Genomic DNA, 22,656 nt, shown 5'->3' on the forward strand with positions numbered 1-22,656 from the left:
TAGAACTTTCGAAAAATCAGTTGCTTTTTATGCGGTAGGATTCGTGGCAGCTGCTGCAATTTGACGCAACCTGGCCGAATTGTGCTTTGAACGCGTCCAGATCCGTTGCCGGCGCTTCTACTGCTGCCGCTGTATCGGCCTGAAACTTGGCGAGTGCGGCAGCAAAGCCGTCCGGATCGTCCCAGACTTTCTGTGAAGCCTTGGATGGGCCACTGCCTTCAGAACCGGCGGGGAATTTTGATCCATAGCCCAGAGATACCGCATTCATGGTACGGTATGCGAGCAGAACGACGCGGGGATCAAACGGCGTACTGCCCTTGATCATTGCGGCGGCAGCACCGGCAGCCGCTCCGCTGGATTTCATCATTGCCTTGCGTTCGGCAACGGGGTCGCCTGACGAATAGGCAAGACTGCTGGCGCTGGCAAGACCCAGTACGACAGCTAGTTTCAAAAGTCTCTTCATGCGCAACTCCTGTTGAGGTGGGGTATTTCAGCTGCAGTAAAACACACGATCAACATGCTGTCACCGCTGCAGCGGCCTATCTGCTATCACAGATGCGTGAGCAAAAATGGCCCGGCTTTGCAGCCGGGCCATCCGCGTGTCATACAATCTTTGGTGGTCAGGAAGCGTCTTCGTACAACTCGGCGACATGATCCCAGTTCACCAGGTTGTCGAAAAATGCCTCAAGATATTTGGGCCGCAAATTGCGGTAATCAATATAGTATGAATGTTCCCAGACATCGCAGCCCAGCAACGGGGTCGCATTGTGAATCAGCGGATTCTCGCCGTTCGGTGTTTTCATCACTTCCAGCTTGCCGCCTTTCAGCGCCAACCAGCACCAGCCGGACCCGAACTGGGTCTTGCCGGCATTGATAAAGGCGTCGCGGAACTCTGCGACAGAGCCCAGATCATCTATGATTTTCGCTTCCAGATTACCGGGGATTGACCCGCCACCATTCGGCTTCATCCACTGCCAGAAATGAATGTGATTGAAATGCTGACCGGCCTGGTTGAACAGGCCGGGCTTGTCGGAGTGGCTCTTTTTCACCACCTCTTCCAGCGACATATCGGCGTATTCGGTTCCTTTGATCAGATCATTACCGGCAGTCACATAGGCGTTGTGATGCTTGTCGTGGTGAAATTCCAGCGTCTCGGCAGACATATAGGGTGCCAGCGCGTCATAGGCATATGGAAGGTCGGGGAGTTCAAAAGCCATCGGGTGTCTCCGGTTGTTGAGGCGGGGCCGCCGCCGGAAGCCACTCTATTTACAGAATGGCAAAGGCGGTTTGGATGCAACATAATCAGCTGTCCTGATATCGGCAATGGTTTTTCCGGGCTTTCCGCAAATCCAGGCCTGCGCCACGCGTTTCACCGGGTCTGGACTGATACCATCGATGAATTGAGGTCCGAATTTCCTGCCACGGGATGAAAATCCTGCTTTGCCATCCCATTTGGCCAATGATACACAGCACTCAACTTGAACCATCTTCGGCCCGGCCAGGGAGCCTGCCTCACATGTCTGCTGCGGAAAAACCGCCATTAATGCTGTATCTGGCCGCCCCGCGCGGATTCTGCGCGGGTGTCGACCGCGCCATCAAAATTGTCGAGCTTGCCCTTAAAGTCTATGGCCCGCCGGTCTATGTGCGCCATGAAATCGTGCACAACAAATATGTCGTTGACGGTCTGCGCCGCCAGGGCGCGGTTTTTGTCGATGAGCTGGATGAAATTCCGCAGACGGATCAGCCGGTTATATTCTCCGCTCACGGTGTGCCGAAAGCTGTTCCGGAAGACGCTGCGGCGCGCAACATGCTGTATATCGATGCCACTTGCCCACTGGTGTCCAAGGTTCACAAGGAAGCCAAGATTCATCGCAAGCGGGCGCGCGACATTCTGCTGATCGGCCACAAGGGCCACCCGGAAGTGATCGGGACAATGGGGCAGTTGCCGCAGGGGGCCGTGACGTTGATCGAAACCGTAGCAGATGCTGAATCGATCCGGCCGCAGGAGCCCGATAATCTGGCATGGATCACCCAGACCACACTATCGGTGGATGATACAAGCGACATCGTAGGCATTCTGCAACGGCGGTTTCCATCCATTGTCGGACCGCACAAGGAAGATATCTGTTACGCCACCACCAACCGGCAGGAAGTCGTCAAGGTGATTGCCGCCAAAAGCGATGTGGTGTTTGTTGTTGGTGCGCCGAACTCTTCAAATTCGCAGCGCCTGCGCGAGGTTGCCGAACGTAGCGGTGCTGCCGCGTCTCATCTTGTGCAAAGAGCCGCTGATATCGACTGGCGCGCATTGGAAGGCGTGCGCAGCGTCGGCCTGACCGCTGGTGCCTCAGCCCCGGAAGTACTGGTTGACGAGGTGATAGATGCATTCCGCTCGCGCTTTGATGTGACAGTTGAACTGGAGCACACGGTCGATGAAGATGTCGTCTTCACGCTGCCAAGAGCATTGCGCGAGAAAGTCGCCGAGATGGAGGCGGCGGTTTAGCAGTCATGGCGGTCTATACGGATGTCAGCGATGAGGCGCTGCAGCAATTCCTCACATTATACGATATCGGCGATCTGACGTCGTGCAAGGGTATTGCCGAGGGGGTTGAGAATTCCAACTTCCTGCTTGGCACGGATCGGGGCCAGTTCATTCTGACGCTTTATGAAAAACGTGTGGATGTTGACGATTTGCCGTTTTTTCTCGGCTTTATGGATCACCTGGCCGCCAAGGGTCTGGCCTGTCCGGTGCCGGTCCATGACAGAAACGGCGGCACCCTCAACAGGCTCGAAGGCCGCCCGGCAGCAATCATCTCTTTTCTCAATGGCATGTGGGTCAAGCGGCCTCATGTGGAACACTGCACCATGGTGGGGCAGGCGCTTGCCGAACTGCACAAGGATGGCCAGGATTTTGCCACTGTGCGGGCAAACAATCTGAACCAGCAAAGCTGGCGGCCCTTGTTCGAGCAGTCGCGAGAGCGAGCTAATGAAGTGCGCAGGGGCCTTGCACAGACCATAGATGCGGAGCTGGAATTTCTTGATGAAAACTGGCCGGTGGACCTGCCATCGGGCGTCATTCACGCCGATATGTTTCCCGATAATGTGTTCTTTCTCAACGACAGGTTTTCCGGCCTGATTGATTTCTATTTTGCCTGCAATGATATGCTGGCTTACGACCTTGCGATCTGTCTCAACGCCTGGTGCTTTGAACGCGACAATGCATTTAATGTCACCAAGGCGCGCGCGCTTATCGAGGGATATAGCTCGGTCCGCCCATTGACGCGGGAAGAACTGCAAGCCCTGCCGGTTCTGGCGCGCGGCGCGGCGATGCGCTTTTTGCTGACCCGCCTGCATGACTGGCTGCGTGTTCCGCCCGGCGCGCTGGTGGTTCCAAAAAACCCGTTGGAATATATGAAGAAACTCGGCTTTCACATGGATGTGGACAGCGTTGGCGCCTACGGCATTGATTTATGAGCGACACCAAAGTGACGATTTATACCGATGGTGCCTGCTCGGGAAATCCCGGTCCCGGCGGGTGGGGGGCCATCCTGACCTGCGGCGCTTCCAGCAAGGAACTGTATGGCGGCGAGCCGGACACAACCAATAACCGCATGGAATTGACGGCGGCAATCGAAGCGCTCAATGCCCTGAAACGGCCGACCCGCGCGGAATTGTGGACCGACAGCCAATATGTCAAGGGTGGCATCACCGGCTGGATTCATGGCTGGAAAAAAAACGGCTGGAAGACCGCCAACAGAAAGCCTGTCAAGAATGTCGATCTGTGGCAGGCGCTCGATGAAGCCCTGAACCGCCACCAGATCAGCTGGCACTGGGTCAAGGGCCATGCCGGTCACGACATGAACGAGCGCGCCGATGAACTGGCCCGCATCGGCATGGCTCCCTTCAAGGATTAAAAATTATCCCTACCCCGGGCGGGTTCCGCAGCCTGGCGCAAATCCGCTCAAACGGGTCAATGTAAAGACGAAACGTCTAGACCCCATGATCGTGTGGTGAGCTGACTGGGTGCATCCGTGGCTGTTTGGGTGAGCCCGCTGGGGGGTGAAAGCTCAATCAGTTTTGTCCTCGATCCAGGTTTTGGCCGCCACCGCGCGCGGCAGACCCAGCGGGCCGATCGCCAGAAGTGCCACCTGTACGAGAGCGGCATCCTCAATGCCCTCGGACCTTGCCCGTCGGCTGTGCGAGTGCACCGCCCCTACGGAATTCGCCCCAATTCCAAGGGCCAGTTTAACAAGGCGTTTCTCGCGGTCGCTCAAGGGCCCTGCATTGGCGCAGGCATTGCCAAGACTGGAATAGGCGCTCCAGATGTCGGGGTGTTGCTCTGCAAGGTCAGCGGCAGCGGCGGGCAGGGAGTTCGTCATGATTGTATCCTTATGCTGAATAATCGTCGATAAGCGGGTTCGGCTTGGCATAGCGTGTCAGGTCTTTGAGGTCGGTAATCACGATGTGGTTGCCCTCGACTTTGACGCCATAGGGTTCCAGACCCTTGAAAGCGCGGCTGAGGTTTTCAGGTGTCATGCCGAGAAAGGATGCCAACCGTCTTTTTTCCATGGTCAGATCAAACTCCAGGGATCTGGTGCGAGCTTTTTGGCGCAATAGGTAGTTCGCCAGCCGCTCAAGCGATGTGCGCAGCTTGAGATCCTTGGCGGTTTTCACGACAGACCGGTAGTTCTGCGCAAGTTCGGAAACAATTGCCTGAGCAAAAGCACTGTCCGTCGCAAACACAGTTCTCACATCCTGGGATGGAATGAGCGCAATGCGGCTCTTCTCCAATGTTCTGGCAGACATCAGATAAGGCAAATCTCTGACAGTGGCGGCAAGAATGAATGTCGACACGGGCCTGGCAGTTGCCATGCTCGTTTCCTTGCCGTTCCACGCCGAGAATAGATCTACCGACCCTGAAAGAACGACATGCAGAAAGTCCGGCGGTTCATTTTCATGAATCAGATCGATCCGGGGCGGAAAATTCTGGACATAGGCGCCGCGCATGAGGGCATCGAAATTCGTCTCTTCCATGTCGAAGAAAAGCTTGAGGCTTCGAATGTCTTCCCGGTTCGACTCAGACATGTTCACGCCCGTCTCCCACTTGATTTGAAATATCTAGTAGAGTCACATGACATTTGTCAAGTGGTGGATTGACCTCAGCTACCTCTGCCTTGATGCGTCGCTGGATGCGGGTTGATATATATGCCTAAGCTATTTGTTTCGTTATGTAATTCTCTTTTCTTGATCCAGATCAAGGATCGAGAGCCCGAAGCCCTCCACCTCTGTCGGCAGGCCCGCAGTGGGCGTATCGCAGGCACAGACGCAAGGTGGACATATCATGGACATTGCCGGAACGGTCCGAAAAGCCGATCAGGACCGAGCCCTCGCGCTCAGCACCGTTGCCTTTACGGCCTGCTTTGCGGTCTGGACGATTTTTTCGATTATTGGCGTGGGGATCAAAGCCGAGCTTGGTCTCAATGAGGCACAATTCGGCCTGCTTGTTGCAACGCCTATTCTGACTGGTTCGGTCACGCGCCTGTTTCTGGGTGTCTGGACCGAAAGATACGGGGGGCGACTGGTCTTTACTGCACAGATGCTGTTGACCGCGATGGCTACCTGGGCGCTGACCTTCGCCTCGACCTACACCATGTATCTTGTCGCAGCGCTTGGCATTGGCCTGGCCGGCGGGTCCTTCATCATAGGCGTTGCCTATGTATCGCGCTTTTACGACGCGGGCCATCAGGGGACGGCGCTTGGCATTTTCGGCGCTGGCAACGTTGGCGCGGCCGTCACCAAATTCGTCGCGCCCTTCGTCATGGTGGCCTATGGCTGGCAGGGTGTAGCTCATGTCTGGGCGATCGGCCTTGCGATTATGGCTGTCGTGTTCTTCCTGTTTGCCAAGGATGATCCGGAACTGGTTGCGCGGCGGAAATCCGGCGTCAAGGCCCCGGGCTTTGCACAACAATTCGCGCCTCTCCAGAATCTTCAGGTCTGGCGCTTCTCGCTCTATTACTTTTTCGTTTTCGGAGGCTTCGTCGCGCTGGCGCTGTGGATGCCACACTATCTTATCGAGGTTTATGGCCTTGATGTGCGGACCGCAGGTATGTCTGCGGCAGCGTTCTCGCTGTCAGCCTCCTTGTTCCGCGCCTATGGCGGTCACCTGTCGGATCAGGTCGGTGCCCGGAAGGTGATGTACTGGACCTTCGGTTTCAGCCTCGTGCTGCTGTTCATGCTGTCCTATCCGCCGACTGATTACGTAATCCAAAGCAAGAACGGACCGATCTCCTTTTCGACCCAGATGGATGTCGTACCCTTCGTCATCGTATTGTTTGTGCTTGGTTTCTTCATGAGCCTCGGCAAGGCGGCCGTGTTCAAGCACATTCCGGTCTATTATCCGCACCATGTTGGTGCAGTCGGTGGGCTTGTAGGCATGATCGGCGGGCTGGGCGGGTTCGTTCTTCCTATCGGCTTTGGTGCCCTTCTGGAACTGACCGGCATCTACACAAGCAGCTTTGCGCTGCTGTTCGCTGTGGTGGCGATCTCCCTGGGCTGGATGCACTTTTCTGTGCGCGCGATGGAGCGAGCTGCACATGGTCCCGCGCTTGACGAGCTTCCGGAACTCCCGGAGATGCAGGAAATACACTCGCCCGAGCGGACAACCATGCCTCGGACACTTACAGAGTGGCAACCCGAGGACGCGACTTTCTGGTCCGACAAGGGGCGCGCGATCGCTCGTCGAAACCTCTGGATCTCGATCCCGGCGCTGCTTCTGGCCTTCTCGGTCTGGATGGTCTGGTCAATGGTGGTGGCACGTTTGCCGGCCATCGGTTTCGAGTTCACATCGTCACAGCTGTTCTGGCTGGCGGCGTTGCCGGGCCTGTCGGGTGCCACCTTGCGCATTTTCTACAGCTTCATGGTGCCGATCTTCGGTGGCAGGCTCTGGACAACGCTTTCAACCGCTTCTCTGCTACTGCCAGCCATTGGCATTGGTTACGCGGTGCAAAATCCTGAAACGCCGTATCTGATTTTCCTCACCCTCGCACTTCTGTGTGGTCTGGGCGGGGGTAACTTTGCCTCCTCCATGGCCAACATTGCCTACTTCTTCCCGAAGGCAGAAAAGGGCAATGCGCTCGCACTGAACGCCGGGCTGGGCAACCTTGGTGTGTCCGTCATGCAGTTCCTTGTGCCTATCGTCATCACGGCGGGCGTCTTCGGGGCGATGGGCGGCGCGCCGGTCACTCTGGACGATGGCGGCCAGCTCTGGATGCAGAATGCCGGCTTTGTCTGGGTGCCCTTTATTATCCTGGCAACTGTCGCAGCATGGCTTGGCATGAATGATATCGCAGATGCCAAGGCGAGCTTCCGCGATCAGGCAATCATCTTCAGCCGGTTCCACAACTGGGTGATGTGCTTGCTATATACCGGCACCTTTGGCAGCTTTATCGGTTATTCAGCAGGCTTCCCGCTGCTGACACGCCTGATGTTCCCTGAAGTGAATGCGCTGCAATACGTGTTCCTTGGTCCACTTGTCGGTGCGTTGAGTCGTGCCGGTACAGGCTGGGTCAGCGACCGCTTCGGCGGTGGACGGGTCACCTTCTGGGTCTTCCTGGGCATGATCCTCGCTGTCTTCGGGGTTATCACCTTCCTGCCTTCTGATGGGGCCGGTGGCAGCTTCCTGGGCTTCTTCGCCAGCTTCATGGCGCTGTTCCTGCTGACCGGTATCGGCAACGCTTCAACGTTCCAGATGATCCCGGCGATCATGGGCCGCGAAATCCCACGTCTTATGCCGGGGCTCGATGCTGCGGCCAGCCGTAAGCAGGCCGAGCGCGAGAGTGCCGCGATCATCGCTTTCACATCGGCGATCGCAGCCTATGGAGCATTCTTCATTCCCAAGCTCTACGGCACCTCCATGACAATGACCGGGGCACCGAACGGCGCACTCTGGACTTTCCTTGGCTTCTACGTGCTCTGCCTGATCGTGACCTGGGTTTTCTACACCCGGCGCGGTGGGCTTCTCCATGACATCGAACGTGATCGCAGCGCTGCCACCGCTGCCCAACCCGCTGAATAAGAAAGGAAATGACATGAGCCATCTGCTTGACAGATTGAACTTCCTCCAGACGAAAGAACTGGAACAGTTTTCGAACGGCCATGGCCAGGTCACCCGCGAAAACCGCGATTGGGAAGACACCTACCGCAACCGCTGGCGGCATGACAAAATTGTCCGCTCGACCCATGGAGTGAACTGTACCGGGTCGTGTTCGTGGAAGATCTACGTCAAATCCGGGATCGTGACATGGGAGACGCAGCAGACGGACTATCCGCGCACCCGTCCCGATCTGCCCAACCACGAGCCGCGTGGTTGCGCACGCGGCGCGAGCTACAGCTGGTATCTTTATTCCGCCAACCGGGTGAAGAACCCGCTTGTGCGCGGGCGCCTGATGAAGGTCTGGCGCAAGATGCGCGAGACGATGGGCCCGATCGAGGCCTGGACCAAGCTACAGGCCGACCCGATCCTGCGCGCCTCTTACGTCGAAACCCGTGGCAAGGGTGGGTTTGTACGCGCCACCTGGGATGAGGCGACCGAAATCACCGCAGCAGCCAATATCTACACGGCCAGGAAGTATGGGCCTGATCGTGTGTTTGGTTTCTCGCCAATCCCGGCGATGTCGATGGTGAGCTATGCCGCCGGGTCGCGCTACCTGAGCCTGATGGGTGGCGTCTGCATGTCCTTCTACGACTGGTATTGCGACCTGCCTCCAGCATCACCGATGACATGGGGTGAGCAGACCGATGTGCCGGAAAGCGCTGACTGGTATAATGCGGGCTATCTGCTGCTCTGGGGCTCGAACGTGCCGCAGACGCGGACACCTGATGCGCATTTCTATACTGAGGCGCGCTATAAAGGCACAAAATCAGCTGTTATCTGCCCCGATTATTCGGAAGCCGCGAAGTTTGGCGATGTCTGGCTGAACGCCAGGCAGGGCACCGATGCCGCACTTGCCATGGCCTTCGGTCACGTTATCCTGCGCGAATTCCACTTGGATAAACAGACAGAGTACTTCGAGGACTACACACGCAAATACTCCGACTTCCCGATGCTGGTGAAACTGGACGAGAAAAACGGTCGCCTTGTGCCGGGCCGCTTCCTGCGTGCCGACGATCTGGATGGCAAACTGGGGGAAGACAACAATCCGGAATGGAAAACCGTGGCCTTTGACGAGTTGTCGAAGGGCTTCGTTGCACCCAATGGCTCGGTCGGTTACCGCTGGGGTGAAGACGGCGAATGGAACCTTGAAGAAAAAGCGAAGGATGCTGAAACACATCTCAAAATGTCGCTGGTTCTGGGAGAAGATCACGACGAAGTTCTGCGCGTCGATTTCCCTTATTTTGGCGGCGAGGCTTTCGGACAGTTCAAGACCGATGCCGACCACCCCGATGTCCTGACCCGCAATATTCCGGTCAAAAAGATTAAGAGCGCCGCGGGCGAGATCGCCGTCGCGACGGTGTTCGACCTGTTCTGCGCCAACTATGGTCTTGATCGTGGGTTGGGCGGTGACTGGGTGACCAACGACTATGCCAACGACATGCCCGGCACACCCGCATGGGCCGAAAAGATCACAGGCGTCTCTGCAGACAAGATTATCCATGTGGCCCGTGAATTCGCGGACAATGCCGAAAAGACGAATGGCAAGTCGATGATCATTATCGGCGCTGCAATGAACCACTGGTTCCATATGGACATGAATTATCGTGGTGTCATCAACATGCTGGTTATGTGTGGTTGCGTCGGTCAATCCGGTGGCGGCTGGGCGCATTATGTGGGGCAGGAGAAATTGCGCCCGCAAACCGGCTGGCAACCGCTGGCCTTTGCGCTCGACTGGAACCGCCCGCCGCGGCACATGAACTCCACCAGTGCGTGGTATGCGCACACGGACCAGTGGCGCTATGAGACACTGACGGCGAACGAAATCCTGTCTCCCACTGCTCCCGAAGGGGACTGGGATATCAGCCTGATCGACTACAATATTCGTGCTGAACGAATGGGATGGCTGCCATCGGCACCGCAGTTGAAAACAAATCCGTTTGATGTCGCCAAAGCAGCGAAGGCAGCGGACAAGGAAATCCCGGCCTATGTCGCGGAAGGCCTGAAATCCGGTGATCTGGAAATGTCCTGTGAAGATCCGGACGATCCGGCAAACTGGCCGCGTAACCTGTTTGTGTGGCGGTCTAACCTGCTGGGATCAAGCGGCAAGGGCCATGAATACTTTCTCAAACACCTGCTCGGCACTGACAATGGCGTCATGGGCAAAGACCTTGGCGAAGAGGGCCGGCAACTGCCCAAAGAAGCCAAGTGGCATGAGGATGCGCCGCGCGGCAAACTGGACCTTCTGGTGACCATCGACTTCCGGATGTCCACGACCTGCGTTTACTCTGACATCGTCCTGCCAACGGCCAGTTGGTACGAAAAAGACGACATGAACACATCGGACATGCACCCGTTCATCCACCCCCTGCAGGCGGCCGTTGACCCAGCCTATGAAAGCAAATCCGACTGGGAAATCTTCAAGGCGATCGCCAGGAAATTCCAGGAAATCGCACCGGGCTATCTGGACAAGGAGACCGACATCGTCGTGCTTCCGATCCTGCATGACACCCCTGCCGAAATTGCGCAGGATCAGGTAAAGGACTGGAAGAAGGGCGAATGCGACCTGATTCCGGGCAAGACCGCCCCGGCCTTTGTCACGGTCGAGCGGGATTACACTGCGATCTACGACCGCTTTACCGCGCTTGGCCCGCTTCTGGACACGCTCGGCAATGGCGGCAAGGGCATCAACTGGGATACCCAGACCGAAATCGACAACCTGTCAGCCCTGAACGGCGTCCATCTGGACGGTCCGGCTGCGGGCCGGCCAAAAATCGAAACGGCTATCGACGCCTGCGAAGTCATCCTCATGCTGGCGCCGGAGACCAACGGTGAAGTCGCCGTCAAGGCGTGGCAAGCATTGGAGAAGGCCACCGGGCGCAAACATGCCCATCTGGCTGAAGGCGAGCATCACAACAAGATCCGTTTTCTGGACATCGCCGCCCAGCCGCGCAAGATCATCTCGTCGCCTACCTGGTCGGGGATTGAGTCTGAGAAGGTCAGCTATAATGCCGGCTACACCAACGTGCATGAGCTGATACCGTGGAGGACCCTGACGGGCCGACAACAGCTCTATCAGGATCACCTGTGGATGCGGGCATTTGGCGAGGGCTTCATGTCCTACCGGCCTCCGGTCGATCTGAAGACGATCACCAAGGACGTTCAGGACGAAGGCGATAACCTGGTGCTGAACTTCATCACGCCGCACCAAAAATGGGGCATTCACTCCACCTATACCGATAACCTCTTGATGCTGACGCTCAACCGCGGCGGGCCGGTGATCTGGATTTCCGAGGTCGATGCGAAGTCTGCGGGCATCGTCGATAATGACTGGGTAGAGCTTTATAATATAAACGGGGCTCTAACAGCGCGGGCAGTTGTTTCCCAGCGGATTAAGGAAGGCACGACCTTCATGTATCACGCGCAGGAAAAAATCGTGAACACGCCGGGGTCTCAAAAGACCGGGCTTCGCGGCGGTATCCACAACTCGGTGACCCGGACGGTTCTGAAACCCACCCACATGATCGGTGCCTATGCCCAGCAATCCTACGGCTTCAATTATTACGGCACCGTGGGATCGAACCGGGATGAATTCGTCGTCGTCAGGAAAATGAACAAGGTCGACTGGCTCGATGCCGAAAAGGCATGGGAACCGACCACCAAGGAGGCTGCAGAATGAGAATCCGCGCACAAATCGGCATGGTGCTGAATCTCGACAAGTGTATCGGGTGCCACACTTGCTCTGTCACCTGCAAGAACGTCTGGACGAGCCGTGAAGGCGTTGAATACGCCTGGTTCAACAATGTGGAAACCAAGCCTGGCACCGGTTATCCGACCGACTGGGAGAACCAGGCGCGCTGGAATGGCGGCTGGGAACGCACCAAGGCGGGTAAGCTTCAGCCCAAGCAGGGATCGAAATGGCGGATTCTGGCGAATATTTTTGCCAACCCCGACCTGCCCCAGATCGACGACTATTACGAGCCGTTCGATTTCGACTATGACCACCTGAAATCCGCGCCAGAAATGGAGGCGTTCCCCACGGCGCGCCCCCGTTCCAAGATCACCGGTGAGCGGATTCAGAAAATCGAAAAAGGCCCGAACTGGGAGGAAATCCTGGGCGGCGAATTCTCAAAACGCTCGCAGGACTACAATTTTGAGGGCATCCAGAAAGAAATCTACGGGGAATACGAAAACACCTTCATGATGTATCTCCCCCGGTTGTGCGAGCACTGTCTCAATCCAACCTGCGTCTCCTCCTGTCCGTCGGGCGCGATCTACAAGCGCGAGGAAGACGGCATCGTCCTGATCGATCAGGAGAAATGCCGCGGCTGGCGGATGTGCGTCAGTGGCTGTCCATACAAGAAGGTCTATTACAACTGGTCCACCGGAAAATCCGAAAAGTGCACGCTGTGCTATCCGCGCATTGAATCGGGCAATCCGACAGTTTGCTCGGAAACTTGCGTGGGCCGGATCCGGTATCTGGGTGTTATGCTCTATGACGCCGACAAGATTGAAGAAGCGGCAAATATGGAGGATACGAAAGACCTTTATGATGCGCAGCTTGGCGTTTTCCTTGACCCCAACGATCCGGTGGTGATTGAAACCGCGCGGGCCGATGGCATCCCCGAGGACTGGATCAAGGCGGCCCAGGAAAGTCCGATCTGGAAGATGGCGATGGAGTGGAAAGTCGCCTTCCCACTGCATCCGGAATACCGCACGCTGCCGATGGTGTGGTATATTCCGCCGCTCTCACCCATCCAGAATGCTGCCGAAGCGGGCGCGATTGGCATGAACGCCGGTATGCCGGATGTGAAAAATCTGCGCATCCCGGTCAAATACCTGGCCAATATGCTGACAGCAGGGGATGAGGCACCGGTGGTGACAGCGCTCGAACGGATGCTGGCAATGCGCTCCTACATGCGGTCCAAGACCGTAGAGGGCGTCATCGACGAAGGCATCGCGGCGCGAGTGGGTCTCACAGGTCGGGTGATCGAGGACATGTACAAGATCATGGCTCTGGCCGATTACGAAGACCGGTTCGTCATTCCCACGACACACCGCGAGCAGGTTGAAGATGCCTATGACCTGAAGGGCGGTTGCGGTTTTACCGACAGCAACGGATGCTCCACCGGTATCTCCAGCGGCTCACTTTTCGGCGGGTCCAAGAAGCCCCTCAAAATGCCGACGGAGGTACAATGAAATGGACCGCACATTAAAAGCCTTGTCGCTCATCCTGAGTTACCCGACGCGCGAATTGCAGCAAGCCATGCCCGAGATCGGAGCCGTTCTGACCTCGGACACGCGTTTGACAGCGGCGGCACGCCGGGCGTTGCGCCCGCTGGTGGAGGAACTGACAGGACGCGACATCTATGACCTTGAAGAGCAGTTCGTACTGCTCTTCGACCGCTCGCGCACTCTGTCGCTCAACCTGTTTGAGCATGTGCATGGCGAAAGCCGTGACCGCGGTGGTGCGATGGTATCGCTGGTCGAGACATACCGGGCAGGCGGGTTCGATCCGGTCACTTCGGAACTGCCCGACCACTTGCCGGTGCTGTTGGAATTCCTGTCGACGCGTCCTGCACCCGAGGCGCAGGAAATTCTGGCGGACGCGGCCCATATCTTTGAGGCATTGAACGCCCGGCTTGTTCGGCGAGAAAGTCCTTATGGTGCCGTGTTCGCCAGCCTGTTGCAGCTGGCTGGTGTGCAGGCAGATAGTGAGGCCGTCGCCGAGATGCTCGCACAACCTGACGACGACCCCACCGATCTGGAGGCACTGGACGAGGTTTGGGAAGAAAGCGAAGTGCTTTTCGGCCCTGACCCCAATGCCGGGTGCCCACAAGTGCGCGACATGCTTTCGCGCATGGATACGCCCGTAAACCCCGCGCCGCAGCATACGGCCGAATAGGGAGAGACCGCCATGTTCTGGAACTTCGACATCGACTACTTTATTTTTGGGATCATGCCCTATATCGCGCTAACCGTGCTGATTGTCGGATCCATCGCCCGATACGAACGCGATCCGTTCACCTGGAAATCCTCATCCAGTCAATTGTTGCGCCGCAAGCAGTTGATCTGGGGTTCGATCCTGTTCCACGTAGGGATCATCACAGTCTTCGGCGGGCACCTGATTGGCCTTTTCACCCCAATTTGGGTGCTGGACACGCTTGGCATTCCCTATGCACTCAAACAGTGGGCGGCCGTGCTTTTGGGCGGAGTGGCGGGCGTCGCGGCGCTTATCGGTGCGACGATGCTGATTCACCGCCGGGTGACTGATCTGCGTATTTGGCTACACACCAGCTTCGCAGATATCGGCATTCTGGTCCTTATCTGGCTGCAGCTTTTCATTGGTCTGGGCACCATCTTTCTGACGCTGCGGCACATGGACGGATCGGAAATGGTCCGCTTCATGAACTGGTCGCAAAGCGTGGTCCTTCTGAACCTGAATGCCTGGGCGACGGTTGTGGATGTGCATTGGCTCTACAAGATACATATCTTCCTTGGCTTGCTGATCACCATCCTGTTTCCGTTCACACGGTTGGTGCACATGCTCTCGGGATTTGCAGCACCGTTCCGGTTCCTGCTGCGCCCGGGCTATCAAGTGGTCCGCTCGCGGCGTCAAGTTGCTTTGCCAGATCGAGGGGTTTCCCGCTCCGCATCTGCGATGGTGACAAATATCAAGCCTGCGGAGTGATGGAAATGAGTTGTGACGCAAAACATAATGCCAGAACTGTCATCACCTTTGGGGGCAAGGTGGTTGCCGGGGCGCAATCTGCGCCTCAACCCCGCCAGGAGCCAGCAATAGGAGCGGCCGCTGCCCCCATCGTGGTAAATGGAGAAATAATCGAATCTGAGATTATCAGGCATGAAACTCAGAATCATTCTGCTCCAAAAGGCAAACCACAGGAAGCCTGGCTTAAGGCCACGAGGGCGGTCGTGATACGCACGCTTCTTTTACAGGAGGCAAGACGTCAGCACATCACATCCGAGCCAGCTGAAGTTGGGCCAGGCCGCTTTGAAACAGAAGATGAAGCCTTGATCCGCAGCCTGCTTGAACAGACACTTGATGATGCAAAGCCAAGCGCTGAAGATATTCGTCTTGAATGGCAAAAGGACCCGGCGCGTTTCAAAACGCCTCCGCTCTGGGAAGTCTCCCACATTCTTTGCGCTGCAGATCCGCGCAATGAAGAGGGGCGGGCCAAAGCCCTGGAGCGGGCAAATGGTATTCTTGCGCTCGCTCTGAATAACGCAAAAGCGTTCTCATCTCTTGCTGCTCGCGAAAGCGATTGCGGCTCAAAAACCTCCGGTGGCGCGCTTGGACAGCTCGGGCCGGGTGACACGGTTCCCGAATTCGAGGCTGCACTGCGCAGTCTTTCCGAGGGTGAAATAACATCTCAGCCCGTTTTGACCCGCCATGGCTATCACATCATCCGGCTGGATGCGCTCGCCGAGGGGCAGGTTCTGCCGTTCGAGGCCGTGCGTGAAAAAATAGCAGAGGCCCTGGAGAAAACCGCCTGGGCAATACAGGCCCGGCATTTTGTCGACCGGCTGGTCAAAGCGGCAGATATAAAAGGTGCCGACTTCAGCGTGGTCTGATCGGAGGAGAGGCCGATGACGAGGCATACCGAACGATTGTTAAGCAATGCGCGCAGCGAAACAGGTTCTACCGGCTCGCTTGAGAATCCGTTGGACTTTATTGCCGACGATCACATGCGGGAACGCGAGGTTTGCGCCTTGATCGACAGGCTGGTTGCCACTTTTCCCGTCGACAACGCAGAACGCCAGATGATGCTTACCTTCTTGAAGGAACAATTGCCGCAACACCTTGCAGACGAGGAAATCGACCTTTTTCCACTGCTGTTGAAACGCTGCGACCCCGAAGTGGAAATCGACTGTGTGATTGACAAGCTGGAATCTGATCATGTGCATGCCCTAGCCGACGCACCTGCCATAGTTGCTCTGATCGAGGCAAACGAACCGGGCGACGCGGCGTTCGCAGACAGTGCCTGCGCGCAGATGACAGAATTCGCCAATCATGCGCGGCGTCATCTCATTCTCGAGAATGCCATTATTCTGCCAATCGCGCGAGCCCGCCTGACTAAAGGCGATCTGGAAATCATGAGATCTCATATGCTGGAACGGCGGCGCCCTGACCGTCTGCGGGAGAACGAGACTTAAATCTCCGGACCTGCGACCTTACGCATCCGCCCGGCCGACGATTTTCAGCGCAAAGGCGGCGGTGAAGGCGGTTTCTTTAAGCCGGTCGAAACGGCCTGATGCACCGCCATGGCCGGCATCCATATTGGTTTTCAGCAACAGCAGATTATCGTCGGTTTTCAATTCGCGCAGCCGCGCCACCCATTTCGCCGGCTCCCAATAGGTAACCCGTGGATCGGTCAGGCCACCGAGCGCAATAATTGCCGGATAATCCTTGGCCGCCACATTGTCATACGGGCTGTAGCTTTGAATCGTCAGGAAATCATCGTTGCTTTTCAAAGGATTGCCCCATTCCGGCCATTCCGGTGGAGTGAGGGGCAAGGTGTCGTCCAGCATGGTGTTCAGCACATCGACAAACGGCACGTCCGCAATAATGCCGGCAAACAGTTCCGGCGCCATATTGGCAACAGCTCCCATCAACATACCGCCGGCGGAACCACCCTCGGCTATGATGAGCCCTTCTGACGTGAAGTTTTCAAAGGCCAGATACCGTCCCGCTGTGATGAAATCCTTGAACGTGTTGATTTTCTTGTCGCGCCGTCCATCGCGATACCAGCGGTCGCCCTTATCCTTACCACCGCGAATATGGGCAATGGCATAGATGAAGCCGCGATCCACCAACGACAGACGCGTGACGGAAAAACCCGCAGGCATGCTGATACCGTAAGACCCGTATCCGTACAGCAGGCAGGGTGCCGTACCGTCCAGCCTGGTGTTCTTGTGATACAGAATGGAAATCGGAATCCGTTCGCCATCGGCCGCCCGTGCGAAAATCCGGCGCGTTCTGTAATCTTCCGGATTATGTCCGGAGGGCACTTCCTGGGTTTTGCGAAGGGTCCTGCGGCGATCGTCCAGATTATAATCATAAACCTGTGCCGGCGTCGTCATTGAACTGTAGGAGAATCGGACATTGTCTGTTTTGAATTCCAGCCCGTCAGACATGCCCAGCGCATAGGCCTCTTCGTCGAATTCTATCGAATGCTCCGCGCCGGAAGACAGCTCCCGCACAACGATGCGCGGCAGACCTTCAAACCGCTCCAGCCGCACCATGTGACGGGAAAACAGCGTCAGCGACAAAATCAATGTGCCGGCAACATGAGGCACAAAGTCGGCCCAGTTTTCAGGCGCAGGATTGTCAACCGGGGCAGTAACTATCTTGAAATCCTCGGCCCCGTCACGATTGGTCAGCAGATAAAACCGGTCGCTGTGATGTTCCAGTGAATATTGCACGCCCTTGGTCCGGGCGGCAATCAGCTGTGGCGCTGACAGCGGCGTGTCTGCCGGAATGACACGGACCTCCGATGTTTCATGATCGTGGCTGTCCAGCAGGATATAGTCTCCCGAGAGGGTCTTGCCGATACCAAGGAAAAAGCCGGCATCCGGGTCCTCGTAAATCAGCTTGTCATCGGCCTGATCCGTGCCGAGTTGGTGATAATACACCTTGCAGGGCCGGTGATGATCATCCAGCACGGTGTAGAAGATACCATTGCTGCCGGCGTCCCAGACAGCGCTGCCGGTGGTCTCCTCAATATGGTCGAGCATGTCTTCGCCGGTGCTCAGATCGCGCACATTCAACCGGTATTTTTCCGATCCTGCGCGGTCTGCGGACCAGGCCAGTTTGCTGTGGTCCGGGGCGTGACTGGCACCGCCAAGCCTGAAATAGGCCAGGCCGTCAGCTTCCACATTGGCGTCCAGCAGGACGCTTTCCGCACCACCATCACGCGGTGTACGCACCAGAAGCGGATGTTGTGCGCCGGTCAGCTCACGGGTCAGATAGGCATATTCGCCATCGGGCGTTGGTACCGAACTGTCATCTTCCTTGATGCGTCCGCGCATTTCTTCAAACAGGGTGTCCTGAAGCTTCCTGGTATCCGCCATGGCCATCTCGGTATAGGCATTCTCAGCTTCCAGATGCGCTCTGATATCGGGCGCCAGAAGTGCCGGGTCGCGCATCACTTCCTGCCAGTTATCGTCCCGCAACCAGCCGTAGGAATCTTCGGTTTCAATGCCATGATGGGTGTGTGTGGTTGGCCGTTTTTCGGGCGATGGGGGTGTGGCGGTCATGGATGCTCTCTTGCGTGCTAGCAGCGTTCTGAATGGTGTGGCAGGACCGGCGTCAGCGAAGCAGGAGCCTGCCGTGATAGGTTATTCGGCAGTGTCGGCCTCGAATGTGAGGGCATGCCCGTTCATGCAATAGCGCAATCCGGTCGGTTGCGGCCCGTCCGCAAACACATGACCCAGATGCGCGTCACAGGTGGCGCACCGGGTTTCGGTGCGTTTCACGAAAAATTTGCGGTCAACAAATTCGTTCACGGCCTGCTCGTCCACCGGCGCAAAAAAACTCGGCCAGCCAGTGCCGGAATCAAATTTGGTTTCCGAGCGGAACAGCGGCTCATTGCAAGCCACGCAGCGGTAAAGACCTGGCGATTTCTGATCCCAATTGGGTCCGGAAAAGGCGCGCTCGGTGCCGTGTTTGCGGGTGATATGAAACTGCTCCGAACTCAGTGCGGCACGCCATTCCTCTTCGGATTTCACAACGGTGGGAGTGCGATTTTGTTTTGTCATGGCAAGCTGCTTTTTGAATGTATCAGGAACCACTTCAAATAGGACGTCTGCAGGGATGCAGCAAGGGTGCCATTCCAGGAAGGCTGGCTGATGCTCCGGTTCTGTCGCTGCATCGTGTCACAGAGCGCGCCGGTTGAAGTTTCACCGGCCAGAAAAGTCGGCAAGACCACTTGTCCACGGCGCGAACGCAGCAGCTCTTGATTCGCCAACCCATCCGAGCCAATTGAAGCTTGTCAGCCGCGCGGCAGACAGGACACCTCCGTGGTATCAAACTCGGTGTGGATGAATCAGATTTTGAGGAAACAGTGCTACACCTGTGGGAATTCTGTTGAATCGACAGCAATATTGCTGATCTGTGGCAGTGGTGGGTGTGGATCAAATGGCCGGCGCATCCGATTTGGAACCTGGCAGCCAGCCTGCGCCTGCCAAATGACACCGCAAGGTTTGCACCTTGACCGGTTTTGTTGCAAATGGGTAAGACGCTGGCTTACCGTCAGATCGGAATAACAGGGGTTGGGAATTTTGAACGCAGCAATTGATGGCACTTTCATTGCCATTCTGGCTCCCTTTGTAGCCGCAGCTCTGGCGCCCTTCATCGTGCGTGTGGCCGGCCACCACGGAGCCTGGCTCCTGGCGCTCGTTCCGGCTGGAATTTTTGCTCACTTTCTGGGGTATATCGGCCAGACAGCGGGTGGTGCCGGTTTCGCCAATGTCTGGGACTGGTGGCCGGGCATGGGGTGGCCGCTATCTTATCTGATTGATGGTCTGAGCCTGATGTTTGCCTTGCTGATCAGTGGTATCGGCACGTTTATTATCCTGTATTCCGGCGGTTACATGAAAGGCCATCCGCAGCTTGGCCGGTTTCTGTCTTTCATGTTCCTGTTCATGGGTGCAATGCAGGGCCTGGTGGTCTCCGACAATCTGATTACTGTGTTCATTTTCTGGGAATTGACCTCGATCACATCTTTCCTGCTGATCGGCTTCAACCATACCAAGGAACGCTCGCGCCGCGCAGCCCTTCAGGCACTGGTGGTAACGGGCGGCGGCGGATTGTCGCTGCTGGCCGGTGTTATCATGGTGCAACTGGTCACCGGCACATCTGATCTGTCGACGCTTCTGACCCAGCCCGGCCTGCTGCAGACCAGCCCATATTATGTACCCATTCTGCTGCTGTTTCTGGGCGGCGCATTCACCAAATCGGCGCAATTTCCGCTGCATTTCTGGCTGCCCAACGCGATGGAGGCGCCCACGCCGGTTTCCGCCTATCTGCATTCCGCAACCATGGTCAAGGCCGGTGTTTATCTGTTGATGCGGATTCAGCCGATCATGGGTGATACGATTTTGTGGTCAACCATCCTGCCGATTTTCGGTGGCATGACGCTGATCTTCGGCACTATGCTGGCGGCGCGCCAGACCGATCTGAAGCTGATGCTTGCCTACACCACCGTTGCCTCGCTCGGCCTGCTGGTCATGCTCACCGGCACCAGCAACGAGATCGCAATTCAGGGTGCGGTGCTGTATCTGTTCGCCCATTCACTGTTCAAGGGCACTTTGTTCATGGTGGCCGGGATCATTGATCATGGCACCGGCACTCGGGATCTGACGAAACTCGGCGGGCTGGCCCGCGCCATGCCGGTTACTTTTGGTGCGGCCGTTCTGGCGGCTTTGTCGATGGCCGGCCTGCCGCCTTTCATCGGCTTTGTCGCCAAGGAAGAAATCTATCTGGGCATCTGGGGCACTTCGCCGCTGTTTCTGGCCCTCACTATCACAGCGGTAATCGGCAATGCGCTGATGTTGGTTATGGGCTTTGCTGTGGCTTTCAAGCCTTTTGTGGGGGCAAAAACCGAAACGCCGAAAGCGGCCCATGAAGGGTCCGTCCTGATGCTGGCGGGACCTGTTGTTTTGTCGATCTGCGGCCTTGCATCGGCTCTGCTGCTGCAATGGACCGCTACCAATCTGATCGGACCGATGGCCTCCAGCGTGGCTGGCACGCCTTTGGATACTGAACTGCATCTGGTGCCGACTGCCATAAAGATGAATCTGATTCTGTCGATAATTACAGTAGGTCTTGGAATCATACTGTTTTTCCGCCTGGCGGCGATGCGCGCGGGTATGAACCGGCTGCTGACTGCAATCGGCTGGGGTCCGGATCTGGGTTTCGACCAGTTTATCAACGGTTTGGTATTGCTGGCGCACAAGTTGATCCGCTTGGTGCAGCCGGGACAAATGGACCTTTATATGAAGGCCGCCTTTATCGCCACTGCCGCCGCTCTGCTGGTGCCGCTGATATTGCTCGATGAATTGCCAGCCTGGCCTGAAATGCCGCAGATGCTGTTTTATGAATGGGGCATCATGGCGATTGGGGTAATTGGTCTGATTGCGGTGCTGAGTGCCAAAAACCGCCTCACCGCCATTGCGGCTCTCGGCATTCAGGGTTTTGCCGTGGCGCTGCTGTTTATGCTGTTCGGCGCGCCGGATCTGTCCTTCACCCAATTCATGGTGGAAACGCTTTCAGTGGTTATTCTGGCCCTGGTGATGACGCGGCTCAGCCTTTGTCAGAATGACCATCGTTCATTCGGCAAAACCTTGTTTGACGGCACGCTTGCGGTCGCTGTCGGGGGCGGTTTCTTTTTACTGCTGCTGGCGGTGTCACAACAGCCATTCAACACTGAATTGTCAGACTTTTTCCGTGAACACAGCGTCGAAATCGCCCATGGCCGCAATATTGTAAACGTTATTCTGGTGGACTTCCGCGGTGTGGATACTCTGGGCGAAATTTCGGTGGTGGCAATTGCCGGTCTGGCTATTCTGGCCCTGGTCAGGGTGCGCTCAAGAAAGAAGCCCCGCGGAGAGGCCGTGCCGGAGGCTGCTGCCGCATCCACTCCCGCCGCCATCACAGACAATGCTGCAGCGCGCGCACAGGAGACATCGATATGAGAACAGTGATTTTCCGGACAACTGCGCCCTATCTGACAAGCCTGATGGTGCTGTTTTCGATCTTTGTGCTGCTGCGCGGCCATAATGAGCCCGGCGGCGGGTTTATCGGCGGGCTCATCGCGGCCTCGGCTTTTGCCATTTACGGGGTCGCCTGCGGTGTTCCGCCGGTTCGCCGAGCGCTGGTGTTTCATCCCATGTCGATAGCAGGCACGGGTCTGGTTCTGGGCGTTCTGTCGGGCATTGTCTCGCTGTTCGCAGGCGTGCCCTTTTTTACCGGCCTGTGGTTCTATCCGACGCTGTTCGGGGTCGAGTTTTCGCTGTCGACTCCGCTGGTGTTTGACATTGGGGTCTATCTTGTGGTGCTCGGCACCATTGCCTCGATAGCACTGGGACTTGAAGAGCGGGAGAAACTGTAATGGAAGTTGCGTTTGCCGCTCTGATCGGCATCTTTTTCACCGCGGCGGTCTACATGATGCTGTCGCCCCATGTCATCCGCATCCTTTTGGGGGTTGTGGTGCTTGGCAATGCAGTCAACCTTCTGATTTTCAGCAGTGGTCGTCTCACCCGTGAAGTGCCGCCGATTGTGCCCGACGGACTGACTGTGGCCGAACCGACGATTGCAAATCCTTTGCCTCAGGCTCTGGTTCTGACGGCGATTGTGATTTCCTTTTCCTTCTTCGCCTTTCTGTTGACCCTGGCCTATCGCGCCTATCAGGAACTGGGCACGGATGATACGGACGATATGCGTATCGCGGAACCGGCTGATGAAGCCGCTCCGCCGACCGGATATTAGA

General features: G+C 56.8%; 19 protein-coding genes. 13 read left to right on the plus strand and 6 right to left on the minus strand.

Annotated features, from left to right (window positions below):
• Positions 1 to 16: 16 nt before the first annotated feature.
• Together RAL88_RS19385 and RAL88_RS19390 are read right to left on the minus strand one after the other, a co-directional pair.
• Positions 17 to 463, minus strand: coding sequence for a cytochrome c (locus RAL88_RS19385; protein ID WP_306265702.1), 447 nt, complete (start codon positions 461 to 463; stop codon positions 17 to 19).
• Positions 464 to 620: 157 nt separating this feature from the next.
• Entirely contained in the window at positions 621 to 1,217 is a 597-nt protein-coding gene (locus tag RAL88_RS19390; RefSeq protein WP_306265704.1) for a superoxide dismutase, read from the minus strand.
• 299 nt (positions 1,218 to 1,516) lie between these two features.
• Here RAL88_RS19390 and ispH point away from each other — a divergent pair, with 299 nt between their 5' ends.
• The 3 genes from ispH to rnhA are packed head-to-tail and all read left to right on the plus strand — an operon-like array spanning position 1,517 to position 3,911.
• On the plus strand, positions 1,517 to 2,500 hold the full coding sequence (gene ispH, locus RAL88_RS19395; RefSeq protein WP_306265706.1) for a 4-hydroxy-3-methylbut-2-enyl diphosphate reductase: 984 nt from the start codon (positions 1,517 to 1,519) through the stop codon (positions 2,498 to 2,500).
• Positions 2,501 to 2,505: 5 nt separating this feature from the next.
• Entirely contained in the window at positions 2,506 to 3,471 is a 966-nt protein-coding gene (gene thrB, locus RAL88_RS19400) for a homoserine kinase (RefSeq protein WP_306265708.1), read from the plus strand.
• Positions 3,468 to 3,911, plus strand: coding sequence for a ribonuclease HI (gene rnhA, locus RAL88_RS19405; protein WP_306265709.1), 444 nt, complete (start codon positions 3,468 to 3,470; stop codon positions 3,909 to 3,911). Before thrB ends, rnhA begins: the two co-directional genes overlap by 4 nt.
• Positions 3,912 to 4,064: 153 nt before the next feature.
• Here the strand turns inward: rnhA and RAL88_RS19410 are convergent, their stop codons facing one another.
• Positions 4,065 to 4,376: a carboxymuconolactone decarboxylase family protein gene (locus RAL88_RS19410; RefSeq protein WP_306265710.1), complete on the minus strand. Its 312-nt coding sequence runs from the start codon at positions 4,374 to 4,376 to the stop codon at positions 4,065 to 4,067.
• Between the two features lie 10 nt (positions 4,377 to 4,386).
• Positions 4,387 to 5,082: a helix-turn-helix domain-containing protein gene (locus RAL88_RS19415; protein ID WP_306265712.1), complete on the minus strand. Its 696-nt coding sequence runs from the start codon at positions 5,080 to 5,082 to the stop codon at positions 4,387 to 4,389.
• Between the two features lie 256 nt (positions 5,083 to 5,338).
• On the opposite strand from RAL88_RS19415, the gene RAL88_RS19420 reads away from it, so the two are divergent.
• The 7 genes from RAL88_RS19420 to RAL88_RS19450 all read left to right on the plus strand — a co-directional run bounded on the left by RAL88_RS19420 (position 5,339) and on the right by RAL88_RS19450 (position 16,321).
• Positions 5,339 to 8,071, plus strand: a complete 2,733-nt coding sequence (locus RAL88_RS19420; RefSeq protein ID WP_306265714.1) for an MFS transporter — start codon at positions 5,339 to 5,341, stop codon at positions 8,069 to 8,071.
• Between the two features lie 13 nt (positions 8,072 to 8,084).
• Complete coding sequence (locus RAL88_RS19425) at positions 8,085 to 11,825, plus strand: nitrate reductase subunit alpha (protein ID WP_306265716.1); 3,741 nt, start codon at positions 8,085 to 8,087, stop codon at positions 11,823 to 11,825.
• The gene (gene narH / locus RAL88_RS19430; protein ID WP_306265717.1) at positions 11,822 to 13,345 is read left to right on the plus strand and encodes a nitrate reductase subunit beta; all 1,524 of its coding nucleotides are present in this window, start codon (positions 11,822 to 11,824) and stop codon (positions 13,343 to 13,345) included. Before RAL88_RS19425 ends, narH begins: the two co-directional genes overlap by 4 nt.
• A gap of 1 nt (position 13,346) precedes the next feature.
• Entirely contained in the window at positions 13,347 to 14,051 is a 705-nt protein-coding gene (gene narJ, locus RAL88_RS19435; protein WP_306265718.1) for a nitrate reductase molybdenum cofactor assembly chaperone, read from the plus strand.
• Between the two features lie 12 nt (positions 14,052 to 14,063).
• Positions 14,064 to 14,837 carry a respiratory nitrate reductase subunit gamma gene (gene narI, locus RAL88_RS19440; protein ID WP_306265720.1) on the plus strand — a complete coding sequence of 258 codons (774 nt, stop codon included), beginning with the start codon at positions 14,064 to 14,066 and terminating at the stop codon, positions 14,835 to 14,837.
• Between the two features lie 242 nt (positions 14,838 to 15,079).
• A complete protein-coding gene (locus RAL88_RS19445; protein WP_306265721.1) occupies positions 15,080 to 15,739 on the plus strand; it encodes a peptidylprolyl isomerase in 660 nt (219 codons plus the stop codon).
• A 15-nt stretch (positions 15,740 to 15,754) separates the two neighbouring features.
• On the plus strand, positions 15,755 to 16,321 hold the full coding sequence (locus RAL88_RS19450) for a hemerythrin domain-containing protein (protein ID WP_306265723.1): 567 nt from the start codon (positions 15,755 to 15,757) through the stop codon (positions 16,319 to 16,321).
• Between the two features lie 18 nt (positions 16,322 to 16,339).
• On the opposite strand, the gene RAL88_RS19455 is transcribed toward RAL88_RS19450, so the two are convergent.
• Positions 16,340 to 18,424, minus strand: coding sequence for a S9 family peptidase (locus RAL88_RS19455; RefSeq protein ID WP_306265725.1), 2,085 nt, complete (start codon positions 18,422 to 18,424; stop codon positions 16,340 to 16,342).
• Between the two features lie 81 nt (positions 18,425 to 18,505).
• Positions 18,506 to 18,925 (minus strand): peptide-methionine (R)-S-oxide reductase MsrB, encoded by a 420-nt coding sequence (gene msrB, locus RAL88_RS19460; protein WP_306265726.1) that lies wholly within the window; start codon positions 18,923 to 18,925, stop codon positions 18,506 to 18,508.
• Between the two features lie 519 nt (positions 18,926 to 19,444).
• Between msrB and RAL88_RS19465 the strand changes: the two genes are divergently transcribed.
• Genes RAL88_RS19465 through RAL88_RS19475 form a run of 3 tightly spaced genes read left to right on the plus strand, consistent with a single transcriptional unit; the run spans position 19,445 to position 22,655 of the window.
• Positions 19,445 to 21,862 (plus strand): putative monovalent cation/H+ antiporter subunit A, encoded by a 2,418-nt coding sequence (locus RAL88_RS19465; RefSeq protein ID WP_306269766.1) that lies wholly within the window; start codon positions 19,445 to 19,447, stop codon positions 21,860 to 21,862.
• Entirely contained in the window at positions 21,859 to 22,278 is a 420-nt protein-coding gene (locus RAL88_RS19470) for a Na+/H+ antiporter subunit B (RefSeq protein ID WP_306265728.1), read from the plus strand. The genes RAL88_RS19465 and RAL88_RS19470 overlap by 4 nt, the downstream gene beginning before the upstream one ends.
• Positions 22,278 to 22,655: a Na+/H+ antiporter subunit C gene (locus RAL88_RS19475; protein WP_306265730.1), complete on the plus strand. Its 378-nt coding sequence runs from the start codon at positions 22,278 to 22,280 to the stop codon at positions 22,653 to 22,655. The genes RAL88_RS19470 and RAL88_RS19475 overlap by 1 nt, the downstream gene beginning before the upstream one ends.
• The last annotated feature ends 1 nt before the right edge of the window (position 22,656 follow it).

The sequence above is a fragment of the Pararhizobium sp. IMCC3301 genome (assembly GCF_030758315.1).
In the GTDB taxonomy this organism is placed as follows: Bacteria; Pseudomonadota; Alphaproteobacteria; order Rhizobiales.

Coding starts and splice junctions, on each gene's coding strand:
- RAL88_RS19385 (WP_306265702.1), bottom strand. CDS start 463: ATGAAGAGACTTTTGAAACTAGCTGTCGTACTGGGTCTTGCCAGCGCC.
- RAL88_RS19420 (WP_306265714.1), top strand. CDS start 5,339: ATGGACATTGCCGGAACGGTCCGAAAAGCCGATCAGGACCGAGCCCTC.
- narI (WP_306265720.1), top strand. CDS start 14,064: ATGTTCTGGAACTTCGACATCGACTACTTTATTTTTGGGATCATGCCC.
- narH (WP_306265717.1), top strand. CDS start 11,822: ATGAGAATCCGCGCACAAATCGGCATGGTGCTGAATCTCGACAAGTGT.
- RAL88_RS19450 (WP_306265723.1), top strand. CDS start 15,755: ATGACGAGGCATACCGAACGATTGTTAAGCAATGCGCGCAGCGAAACA.
- RAL88_RS19470 (WP_306265728.1), top strand. CDS start 21,859: ATGAGAACAGTGATTTTCCGGACAACTGCGCCCTATCTGACAAGCCTG.
- RAL88_RS19415 (WP_306265712.1), bottom strand. CDS start 5,082: ATGTCTGAGTCGAACCGGGAAGACATTCGAAGCCTCAAGCTTTTCTTC.
- RAL88_RS19455 (WP_306265725.1), bottom strand. CDS start 18,424: ATGACCGCCACACCCCCATCGCCCGAAAAACGGCCAACCACACACACC.
- RAL88_RS19390 (WP_306265704.1), bottom strand. CDS start 1,217: ATGGCTTTTGAACTCCCCGACCTTCCATATGCCTATGACGCGCTGGCA.
- msrB (WP_306265726.1), bottom strand. CDS start 18,925: ATGACAAAACAAAATCGCACTCCCACCGTTGTGAAATCCGAAGAGGAA.
- RAL88_RS19475 (WP_306265730.1), top strand. CDS start 22,278: ATGGAAGTTGCGTTTGCCGCTCTGATCGGCATCTTTTTCACCGCGGCG.
- ispH (WP_306265706.1), top strand. CDS start 1,517: ATGTCTGCTGCGGAAAAACCGCCATTAATGCTGTATCTGGCCGCCCCG.
- rnhA (WP_306265709.1), top strand. CDS start 3,468: ATGAGCGACACCAAAGTGACGATTTATACCGATGGTGCCTGCTCGGGA.
- RAL88_RS19425 (WP_306265716.1), top strand. CDS start 8,085: ATGAGCCATCTGCTTGACAGATTGAACTTCCTCCAGACGAAAGAACTG.
- RAL88_RS19410 (WP_306265710.1), bottom strand. CDS start 4,376: ATGACGAACTCCCTGCCCGCCGCTGCCGCTGACCTTGCAGAGCAACAC.
- narJ (WP_306265718.1), top strand. CDS start 13,347: ATGGACCGCACATTAAAAGCCTTGTCGCTCATCCTGAGTTACCCGACG.
- thrB (WP_306265708.1), top strand. CDS start 2,506: ATGGCGGTCTATACGGATGTCAGCGATGAGGCGCTGCAGCAATTCCTC.